Here is a 10865-nt window from a genome sequence, read left to right on the forward strand (position 1 = left end):
GAACCATAGGCGGCCGTTACCGCAGCAACGGATATGTACACCAAAAGCCCCCCCGATAGACCCCACCAATCACCCAGTCAGCCCAAGCAATTGGACGCAACACCGTCAGGCTTCTAACCTGACAACCTGCGCCACCCAAGAAGCCCGCCCATGATCGTCCGCCCCAAACCCAACCTGCTCGGCATCCTGTTCTCCCTCAAAGGCTCAATCGCCAAGCGCATCGCCCTGCGCAGCCTGGCGGTCACCCTGCTGGCCTCGGTCATCGTACTGGTAGAAACCCTGCACCCGGCCTATTTCTCCAAGGTCAACGCCACGCCCTTCACCTTGCTGGGCCTGTCACTGTCGATCTTCATGAGCTTTCGCAACAACGCCTGCTACGACCGCTGGTGGGAAGGCCGCAAGCAACTGGGCCAAATGGTCATCGAAGTCCGCTCACTCATCCGCGAAACCCAACTCTTCACCCCCGACGAACGCGAAGGCCTACTCCGCGGCCTGTGCGGTTTCGCCCACGGCCTGGTCGCGCGCTTACGCCTGGAAGACGAAGCCCAGGCAATCAAGCCATGGGTCAGCGTCCAAGCCAGCCACCCCAACCTGCCCGACCGCATCCTGCAACAGCTGGGCGCGCGCTGTTCGACCCTGGCCGAACAAGGCCACATCAGCGACTGGCGCTACACCCAACTGGAAACCCGCCTGTACGGCCTCAGCCAGGTCCAGGCCTCGTGCGAGCGGATCAAAAGCACGCCACTGCCCTTCCCCTACACCCTGCTGCTGCACCGCACCATCTACCTGTTCTGTATTCTGCTGCCCTTCGCCATGGCCGAGCCCCTGGGTTGGCTGACACCCATCTTCACCGCAATCGTCAGCTACACCTTCTTCGGCCTGGATGAAATCGGCGACGACCTCGAAGACCCCTTCGGCTTCGACGAAAACGACCTGCCCTGCAACGCCATCGTCCGCACCCTGCAACGCGAGATCCTGGCCGCCCTCGGTGAAACCGAGCTGCCCCCGCCCCTTGAGCCGATTGAATTCGTGCTGACGTGATGGGGGTTTGACACTCGGGGTGACCTGACCGAAGCTGATGGCTTTGCACTAGCTGCCCAGCTTTCGGACGCCTGCATGTCAAAGTCACGCCGTTACTCCATCTTCGGCCTGTGCACCCTGTTGTTGATTGTGCTGATAACCTGGTATTTCACCCGTACGCCGCCGGTGGTTGTGCCGCCGGCCATTGCCCACGGTTATGCCAAGGCGTTGAAACAGGCGCGTAACGGCGAACCCGGCGCCGCCCGTGTGCTGTATCAACAGCTGGGCCGCCCGGACCTGTCCGATGTGCGCCGTGCCGCGCTGTATGCCGAACTGCCCAATTACCCCAGCCCACAGGCCCTGAAGCTGGCAGACAAGGACCTGGCCAACGAAGCGCCGAAGGTGCGTGAGGCGGCGATTCACAGCATTGTCGGCCTGGTGCCCAGCGGCCAGCGCACGCTGTTGCTCGGGCCGCTGCTGGATGACCCGGAGCAAAGCGTACGCTTTGCCGCAGCCAATGCGCTGCTGGGATTGTCCCCCGACACCCTGGGCCTGTACTTCGGGCCTCTGCAGCAGGTGCTCGATGAATACGTGAAGTTGCTCAAGGGCCAACCCGAAAGCCCCGAAGGCTGGATCCAGCTGGCGCGCCTGTACATTCACAGTGCCTTACTGGCCGACGCACAAAATGCCCTGGAACAGGCGATGCGCCTGCAACCGGACAACCTGCAAGCCGTGGTCGCGCAGATCGAACTGTTGGATAAACAGGGCAAGGTCGACGAGTCCCGCCAGCTCCTGGCCAAGCAGTTGCTGGCCCATCCTGAATCGGCCTATCTGCAACATGCCCTGGGCATGTGGCTGCTGCACCGGGGCGAGCGGGCCTTTGCCCTGCTCAGCCTGTCCAGGGCCGTGGAGCTGGAACCCGACAATCAGGATTACCGTTACGACCTGGCCACCACCCTGCACACCCAGCAGGAACTGGAAGCGGCACAGCGCCAATTGGAAGAAATCGTCCAGCGCAACCCGGCCAATCGCAAGGCGCGGGTGTTGCTGGTCAATTACTGGAAAGAAACCGGCCAGTTGCAGAACGTGCAGGTGCTGCTGGCGCAGCTCGAACAGCAAAACCCGGACGATCCGGCGTTACAGCAAGGCCTGTAAGCAGGGCAAAAAGGCGTAATTGAAACAAAACGTTGAACCGCCACACAGCGCCACGGTCAAGTAAATATGGCGCGCCCCAGCGGGCGCTCCCCTCTACTGATACGTGACCCGAGGGCACTTCTTGTCTACATCCAAAGAGCTGTTCACAGCAAAAGCGGCCACCGGTATTGAAGGTCTGGACGACATTCTTTCCGGGGGGCTTTCGCGCAGCCATCTGTTCCTGCTTGAAGGTGAGCCGGGCACGGGTAAAACCACGGTGGCCCTGCATTTTCTCCAGGCGGGCGCCAGGAATGGCGAACGTTCGCTGTACATCACCCTGTCGGAGACCGAGCGCGAGTTGCGCCAGGGTGCCAAGTCCCACGGCTGGGACCTGGACGAACACATTCATATCTTTGAGCTGACCCCGCCCGAGAGCCTGCTCAATGCCGAGCACCAGCAGAGCCTGCTGTACTCCTCGGACCTGGAACTGGGCGAAGCCACCCGGCAGATTTTCGAAGTGGTGGAGCGGGTCAAACCCACTCGCGTGGTCATCGACAGCCTTTCGGAAATCCGCCTGCTGGCCCAAAGTTCCCTGCGCTATCGCCGGCAAATCCTGGCGATCAAGCATTACTTCGTGCGCTACGAAGCCACCGTGCTGCTGCTGGACGACCTGACCACCGAGTCCCTCGACAAAACCGTGCACAGCGTGGCCCACGGCGTGATCCGCCTTGAGGAATTGACCCCCAACTACGGCGCCGAACGCCGCCGCGTGCGGGTGGTGAAGTACCGTGGCCAGAAATACCGCGGCGGCTTTCACGACTTCACCATCATGGAAGACGGCGTGCACGTGTTCCCGCGCCTGGTGGCCGCCGAGCACCGGGGCGGTTACAACCGCCAGACCTTGACCAGCGGCATCCGCGAGATGGACGCACTGCTGGGCGGCGGGATCGAGACCGGTTCCAGCACCTTGATCCTCGGCCCGGCCGGTACGGGCAAATCGCTGATCTCGATGATCTTCGCTGCCGCCGCCGTGGGCCGGGGCGAAAAAGCCGCGCTGTTCATTTTTGATGAAGAGTTGGGGCTGCTGTTCGAACGCATGAAGAACATGGGCATCGACCTGACCGCCCTGCAAGCCACCGGCAACCTGCTGATCGAGCAAGTGGACGCCGCCGAACTGTCCCCCGGCGAGTTCTCTCACCGGGTGCGGCGCTGCGTGGATGAACGCGGGATCAAGACCGTGGTGATCGACAGTATCAACGGCTACCAGGCCGCGATGCCTGAAGAGAACGCGCTGATCCTGCACATGCACGAGCTGCTGCTGTACCTCAACCGACGTGGCGCCGCCACCTTCATGACCGTGGCCCAACACGGGCTGGTGGGCGACATGCAAGCACCGGTAGACATCACTTACCTCGCCGACACCGTAATCCTGCTGCGTTACTTCGAGGCGCTGGGCAAAGTCCGCCGCGCAATTTCGATCATCAAGAAACGCACCGGCAGCCACGAGTCGACGATTCGCGAATACCGTATCGGCGGTCGCGGCATGACCATCGGCGAACCCCTTGATGCGTTCCAGGGTGTGTTGCGTGGTGTGCCGACCTACATGGGCACCGACAACCCGCTGCTCAAGGACGAAAGTTCATGAGCGACGTGCCCGCCATTTCCGAACGGGCGATCATCCTGGCGCCCTTGGGCCGCGACAGCTCCCTGGCGCTGATGATGCTCAACGAGGCAGGTTTCAACGGCATCATCGCCAGCCATTTGCAGGTGCTCTGCGATGAACTGGAACACGGGGCCGGGCTGTTGATCATCGCGGCCGAAGCCATGCATGGCATCGACCTGGAGCCCCTGCTGACCCATCTTCAGCAGCAGCCGGCGTGGTCGGACTTGCCTATCGTGCTGATGACCCATCATGGCGGCAGCGAACAGAACGGCGCATCGCGTTTGAGTACGCTGCTGGGCAACGTGACCTTCCTCGAGCGGCCGTTCCATCCCGTGACCCTGATCAGCCTGGTGACCACCGCGCTACGGGGCCGTCGCCGGCAATACGAAGCCCGGGACCGCCTGATTGACTTGAGCCAGAGCGAACAGCGCCTGCAAAGCACCCTGGAAACCCTCGAGCAGCAGGTGGAAGAACGCACCGCACAGCTGCGCAACAATGAAGAGGCGTTGCGCCAGTCGCAGAAAATGGAAGCCGTGGGCCAATTGACCGGCGGCATTGCCCATGACTTCAACAACATGCTCACCGGCATCATCGGCAGCCTTGAGTTGCTGCGACGACGGGTGGCCCGGGGGCGGATCGACGACCTCGACAGCCTGATTGACCTGGGCGTGACCTCCGCCAACCGCGCCGCCGCCCTCACCCACCGCCTGCTGGCCTTCTCCCGGCGCCAGTCACTGGATTCGAAACCGGTGCAGATCAACCAACTGGTGGCCTCCATGGGCGAGTTGCTGCAACGCAGCCTCAATGAGAGCATTTCCCTGGACATCCGGCTGACCGAGCAGCTATGGACCGCCGAGGTCGACCCCAACCAACTGGAAAGCGCCCTGCTCAACCTGGCCATCAACGCCCGGGATGCCATGCCCAGTGGTGGCCAACTGGTGGTGGAAACCACCAACCGCCATCTCGACAGTGTGTTCACGGCCGCTTACGGCACCCTCACCCCCGGCGACTACGTGGAATTGAGTGTCAGCGACACCGGCTGTGGCATGCCCGACAGCGTGATCAGCCGGGCATTCGACCCGTTCTTCACCACCAAACCCATTGGCCAGGGCACCGGCCTGGGGTTGTCGATGATCTACGGGTTTGCCCGGCAATCCCATGGGCATGTGACGATTCACAGCGTGGTGGGCCAGGGCACCACGGTCAGCCTGTTCCTGCCACGCTTCATTGGCGAAGTAGTGGCCGATGAACCGGCCAACCTGGCCCTGCTGCCCTTCGCCAACGCGGGTGAAACCGTACTGATCGTCGAGGACGACCCGGCCGTACGGGTGCTGGTCAGTGCCGTGTTGAGTGAATTGGGCTATGCCTTTGTCGAAGCCGGTGACGCCGACAGCGCCATGCCGATCATCGAGTCCAGCCAGCGGATTGACCTGTTGATCAGCGATGTGGGCCTGCCGGGCATGAACGGCCGGCAACTGGCGGAAATCGGCCGCCAGGTGCGCCCCGACTTGAAAGTGCTGTTTATCACCGGGTACGCAGAGCATGCAGCAGTGCGTGGAGGGTTTCTGGACCCGGGCATGCAGATGATCACCAAGCCGTTCACCTTTGATTTGTTGACGGCCAAGGTGCGGGAGATGATCAGGGCGTGAAGTAGATACCGCAAAACCCGGCAATCATTGATCGCCAGCGGATTGGAATCGCAACCGCCAATTTGGGTACGAAGGTTTACACCTCGGAGAGCGAAATTTTTCCGAGGCGTGTCCTATAAATACCTGATGAGCGAAAGCCATGACCATTGCCGCCTCCCGCTTTAATCCCTCGTTTCAACAGACCTTCAATTCCCCAGCCCAGCAGTCTTCCAGCCGCCGGCCACGGGCGGCGGAGACGGACCCCACCGAAGCCAATGCCCAAGCCAAAGGCGACAGTGAGTTGGCGGAGCTTTTTGCACAGATGCTACGCACGGCAGAAAGTACCGGGGAGTTTAACGACATTCAAAACATTCCCTCCGCCTCTGCCTTCGGTCAATGGTGGTCACACCTGCACAATGTGATGAAGAACCCACTCTTTGCCACCTGGGCAACCGAAAAGGGGATAGATCTTTCAAAATCCATAGAGATCAATCACAAAGAAAATTCCATCACCGCCCTCGTCGGCGGTCAGCGCAGAGTGTTTTCGGGCGGCACTGAAGGCTATGGGTGGGCGTCGATGATGGAGCCGATCATGCAAGCAGCAAAAGCACTGACGTCCGCCTCTCCCTTTATTATTTACTCCCCCACAACCCCCACATCAGCGAGTTACCGGGAAGTCGCCGACTTTTATGGCGAAGGCCGCAGCGGGTTTAACAGAGAAGGCGCCGGCGCTCGAGCAGCAAAGCTTGAACAAACCAAGACCTTTGACCTCGCAGAACCTGCGGTCAGGCGGTCCGAAGACAACCTGCAGCACGAAAAGACCAGGCTGGCCGACATTCACGACCAATGGCAGGCCACGCTCAAAGTGATTCACGTCATGCTCCGGGCGGAAGATGAGTCCGAAAAGCTGATGCCTCGCACAACACTACCGCCCTCTCATCATTTGTATCTAACCCCGAGTTTGGTTAACGCTCAATTGGAGCGGTTCATTCGCAATGAGCTGAGCAACACCACCCTAACCCTGCATGCCGACTCGCCCCACCGGCAGGGGGAGGAAGACGCCACCGTCAGCCTCGAAAAATACATCGGGGATAACGCTTGGGACATGCCCAAGAGCCGCGATGATCTTTACAGCCTCGGCCAGTTTCTGACCACCGCCCCCCTTTCCCAGCTCCCCCTGGGGAACCTCGGTGGAGCGTTGTCCTGGCCGACCCCGTGGAGCGATGACGATCGGCGAAACGTGAAAAACGCCCTGAGACAAAACACTCTGGATATCAGTGATCTGGAAAACTATGACGAACCTAAAGGGGTGCTGGGCTATCTGACCCGCCAGCAAGATTACTCTCCCCACCAGTTGCGTAACCGGGAGCAGTTTATTCAAGCCCTTCTGGCTACGCCCAAGGCTCAGGCGCTCGGCCGGGCGTTGCAGGAAAAGTTTGGAGGCGTATCGACCCCCGATTGCATCAACGACTGGACGCTGGCAGCCCTCAGCGCCACTCTGGATGAAGAATCCGACGATAGATCCACGTCGAGTCCCGCCAGGACGACCGTGGCCGGTTTTGATCTGGCACGGTCTGAGCATTGGGGCAAGCCCCCTTCAGCCACTGTCGCCGAGTTGGCTGAACACCTCGTCGACACGGGGCGGGCCAGCGCGCAGATGGCGCCTATTGCGGCCCACCTGCTGCTGGCACATAGGGCGCCCGCGTATGTGGTCAAGGAGATCCCCGAGAATGTGACCATCGGCTCACATACCTGGGTGAGCTTCAGCACCGCCGTGGCGCGTATCGAAGCCCAGGCGCCTGGCTCAACCGCGCGCATGACCTTTGCACAGGTCATGATGCGAAACGACATCGCGCCCGTCACCGCCCAGGACCGGCACGTCGAGCAAAAGGCTCAATGGGAGGCACTTAAAGACTGGGGTGTTGCCAACGGGGTAATCCCGTTGAACCCCCAGGATCACTACACCGATGATCAGATGCGCCGCGTTTCCAGCGCATTCAATGACCAGGTCGACACGTTGAGTGAGGCCTCAAAAACCCTATCGACCCCCATGCCCGAACGCGAGGAGATGGCGCTCGCGGAGCTCAGGCGTGTGTATGGTAATCGGATTCCGTTCGAGGAAAAGTGCATCACAACGTTCCCGGAGCGTCGTGACTACCCAGGGCCCTATTCAGTGCTGGATCTTTACCTGAAGGGTTACCTCCATTCTCGCCCAGCTGAAATCCACGATTGGGATTCGTCAAGCACAAAGTTCCATATTCGCGATATCCAGGGCAAGGCCGACCGACTTCCCGATATCAATGAGCAATTTAAAACTGCAATGTCAGCCTACTTTCCCGCGATCGAAAAAGCGATTGGCGCTCAAGTCGCCCACCTGATTAACACGATGCCTATTGAGGACAGAATAAATATTGATCAGGCGAAAATCACCCCGCTCTCCGAATACAACGTCACTCAATCGCCCTTTGGCCAAATCGTTGAAACAAAAGTACCCAATACCCTCCTGGTAAAAGCGGAACTCGACGGTGGTGCCGAACATGTTTATGAAATCAACCTGCGTACAAACACTACGCGCAAACGTGATGAGCTGAAGGGCCATCCACTGGGGCCGCAATTTTATGCCGATGGGCATAGCCGCCGCGGCACCCTGCTGAAAGCCGTTGAGCCTGCCGGCAGCTACTCGGCAAACGTCACCGACAAAAAACATGCGACCGCTACGCCCAACAGCTTTACAAGCGAGAAGACCCGATACATCGCCGGCGCGATGATCGAAAATGTCGGAATCCGCGAGCTGGAGCATGCAGCCAAGGGCATGACAACCTTCGACACCGAGGTCCCCTTCTACAAAAAAGTCCAGGAGTTCATGCTGAATCTTATCCCGCTGCGTTCGGCGATCCGGAATTTTCAACAAGGCAACGTTGGCGACGGCATCGTTGACTTGGCATTCGATGCCTTCGGCTTTGTGTTGGGGGTCGGGGCTGCGGCCAAGGCAGCGAAGGCCGTACAAGCAGGTGTATCCCTTGGCAGAAATATAGGCGCTGCAACCCGGTCAGGTGCATCCCTTGTCAGAAAAATTGCCCATGGGGCAAAAATCCTCGGGCGCGGCGCCATTGGCGCCATTAACCCCCTGGATGGAGTTGTCGATCTTGGCGTCGGCGCTTTCAGGTTGGGAAAGGCAGGGCTCAAGGGCGCAAGAAACGCCTTCAGGAAGGTCACACACGCCGCCGATGCCTATGATCTCGTGAGCGCCAGCAAGCGTTTCGACTCATCCTCATTCGGTACCTTCAAGCAGGGCAATAACATTGTGCAAGGCCCGGCGGTTCTTCAGGACGGGAAATGGTTCCACTATAACCCCGCCACCCGCCAGCCCTACGGTACTGCCCTGCAAGACTTTGTTCCCTCCGCAACGTCAGATACGGAGATGCTCGGAAAATGGGCCACGGCGGACCGTTCCGTCAAGAAAGTGGATGAAGCCGTTGTCAATCATTGGAAAAAAACCGTTTACACCCATCGAGACGGGCCTGGAAAAGCAGCGTTTGAGCGCGGTTACTCCACGGGAAACCCTCAGACGATAAAGGGCTTCTCCAATAATATAAAAGCGGCAGACATCATGAAACTGGCCGCCGACAAGAACATCACGGCAGAGCAAGTCGGTATGCTGGTCAGGAAATACGACGATCTCTCCTACGAACTGGGCCGGACCGGATCAGCGAGATTTATCGACAATATCGAGCCGCGTTTCGGAGACGTCATACCTATCCCACAAGTCCTGTACTTCTCCCAAACAATGCAATTGTCTGATGGGCAATGTGCTGCACTTTCGCGCGTCATGGCAAACGCCGCTGCAGAAGGTAAAGAACAGATACTAATCAAAAACATGGTCCTCGCCGCGGCCTTTCCGGCAGACCCGGCTTCCAGGGCATTTATCACGAAGCTCAGTAAGCTCCAAACCCAAGTGGGTTCCCGAAGTGCGTTCCACGCGGGCCAACCCGTACGGCAGCTTTCAGTTAAAAACATGGTCAAGGAACTGGCCGACTCCACTGTTTCAAAGTCAGTCATGATCGACTCTCCGGGCCATGCAATGGCGGCTGGCGTAAAAATCGATGGCACCCGCAAAACCTATTACTTTTATGATCCCAATTTTGGCCTGGCGAACTTCTCAAACGCGGAGGCGATGGAAAAAGGACTGGAAAAACTGACTCGCGATAAAAAACTGGTTCCGCAATATAAAACCCACAGTACGGACCCTAATAAGTTGGAGTTCCAGGTTTTTAACCATGCCGACGATTGGCAGCAGAAAAACAGTGTTTTTGGTTCGGATGTGAAAGCGCTGTATGACGCGCCAATACTTGTCCAACCACCCAGCGTAAGAAGTGCTGAACGGTTCATAGACAATCTACTCAAGCAGCGTCTCGCTCAGCCCGGAACCCCGCCGTCCATTAAAACCCTGGGCGAGCTCAAAAGTGCGGACTTTGATATCCCACCCGAAATATATCGGGCTCATACGGCGGCCAACGACTCTGCGGCAACCGGCCTCAGGCGTGCGGCGGGTGCCACAGCTTCCGGAGATGATTACCTCGCAGCCATCATCCAACACACCGCCCGGACAGGAGGCAGTAGTGGCGAAGTCATGTCTTTCAGCGCAAGAAAGGCAAAGGCCGATAGCTTCGCCAAGATGTACTCAACCGAAAATAACAAGGTGCCTGTCTTTACTGTCGATACCACGCAAGACCCAGGAGCCTTTCGTACCGTTGCCGACATCATTCTGAAGGATGGCGAACGCCTGATAGCCCAGAAGAAAATTACGAAAGCAACACTTTTGCAAGCCATTGAGAAATTGCATCTGCAGGAAGCTGAGGTGTTTTATATCAAAGGGGATGTACCCGCGGCATTTATCGCGGGTTAGTTTTAAACACTCGGTAAACCACTCGACTCAGGTGCCTGAGTCGGTGGTCACCAAGCCACTTACGCAAGCCATGACCATTGCGGCTTCCCGCGTTACTTCCGATTCACAACGCTGGTTCCCGTTTAAGCCAGCAACCGCTGAATGTGCTCCTGCAACGTGTCCAGATCAAACGGCTTGGCCAGGATCGGTGCGTTGCGGGTAATCGGACTGTTGCAGTCGAGAATTTCCTGGGGATAGCCGCTGATGAAGATCACCTTCAATTCCGGTCGCAGCTTGATCGCAGGCTCGGCGATCTGTACCCCGGAAATGCCACCGGGCAGGCGATAGTCGGTCACCATCAGGTCCAGGTGCGGCTTGGTGGCCAGGATTTCAAACGCCTGTTCACCGTCAATCGCCTTCAACACCCGGTACCCCAGGCCCGACAGGTACTCGCCCAACACAAACATAATGGACTCGTCATCTTCGACGATCAGTACAACATCTTGTGCATCTTCACTCATGGGAAGCCTTTGTC

General features: G+C 58.7%; 6 protein-coding genes. 5 read left to right on the forward strand and 1 reads right to left on the reverse strand.

Annotation, left to right across the window (positions count from 1 at the left end):
* The first annotated feature begins 150 nt into the window (after positions 1 to 150).
* From HX855_RS00005 to HX855_RS00025, 5 genes are all read left to right on the forward strand, one after another.
* Positions 151 to 1041 (forward strand): bestrophin family protein, encoded by an 891-nt coding sequence (locus HX855_RS00005; protein ID WP_177089574.1) that lies wholly within the window; start codon positions 151 to 153, stop codon positions 1039 to 1041.
* 75 nt (positions 1042 to 1116) lie between these two features.
* Positions 1117 to 2175, forward strand: coding sequence for a tetratricopeptide repeat protein (locus HX855_RS00010; RefSeq protein ID WP_177089573.1), 1059 nt, complete (start codon positions 1117 to 1119; stop codon positions 2173 to 2175).
* Positions 2176 to 2296: 121 nt separating this feature from the next.
* Positions 2297 to 3799 (forward strand): ATPase domain-containing protein, encoded by a 1503-nt coding sequence (locus HX855_RS00015; RefSeq protein ID WP_177089572.1) that lies wholly within the window; start codon positions 2297 to 2299, stop codon positions 3797 to 3799.
* Complete coding sequence (locus HX855_RS00020; protein ID WP_177089571.1) at positions 3796 to 5466, forward strand: response regulator; 1671 nt, start codon at positions 3796 to 3798, stop codon at positions 5464 to 5466. The genes HX855_RS00015 and HX855_RS00020 overlap by 4 nt, the downstream gene beginning before the upstream one ends.
* A gap of 139 nt (positions 5467 to 5605) precedes the next feature.
* Complete coding sequence (locus tag HX855_RS00025) at positions 5606 to 10351, forward strand: YopT-type cysteine protease domain-containing protein (protein WP_177089570.1); 4746 nt, start codon at positions 5606 to 5608, stop codon at positions 10349 to 10351.
* 122 nt (positions 10352 to 10473) lie between these two features.
* On the opposite strand, the gene HX855_RS00030 is transcribed toward HX855_RS00025, so the two are convergent.
* Entirely contained in the window at positions 10474 to 10851 is a 378-nt protein-coding gene (locus HX855_RS00030) for a response regulator (protein ID WP_010171103.1), read from the reverse strand.
* Positions 10852 to 10865 lie beyond the last annotated feature (14 nt).

The sequence above is a fragment of the Pseudomonas sp. IPO3778 genome (assembly GCF_013386825.1).
Classification (GTDB): domain Bacteria; phylum Pseudomonadota; class Gammaproteobacteria; order Pseudomonadales; family Pseudomonadaceae; genus Aquipseudomonas.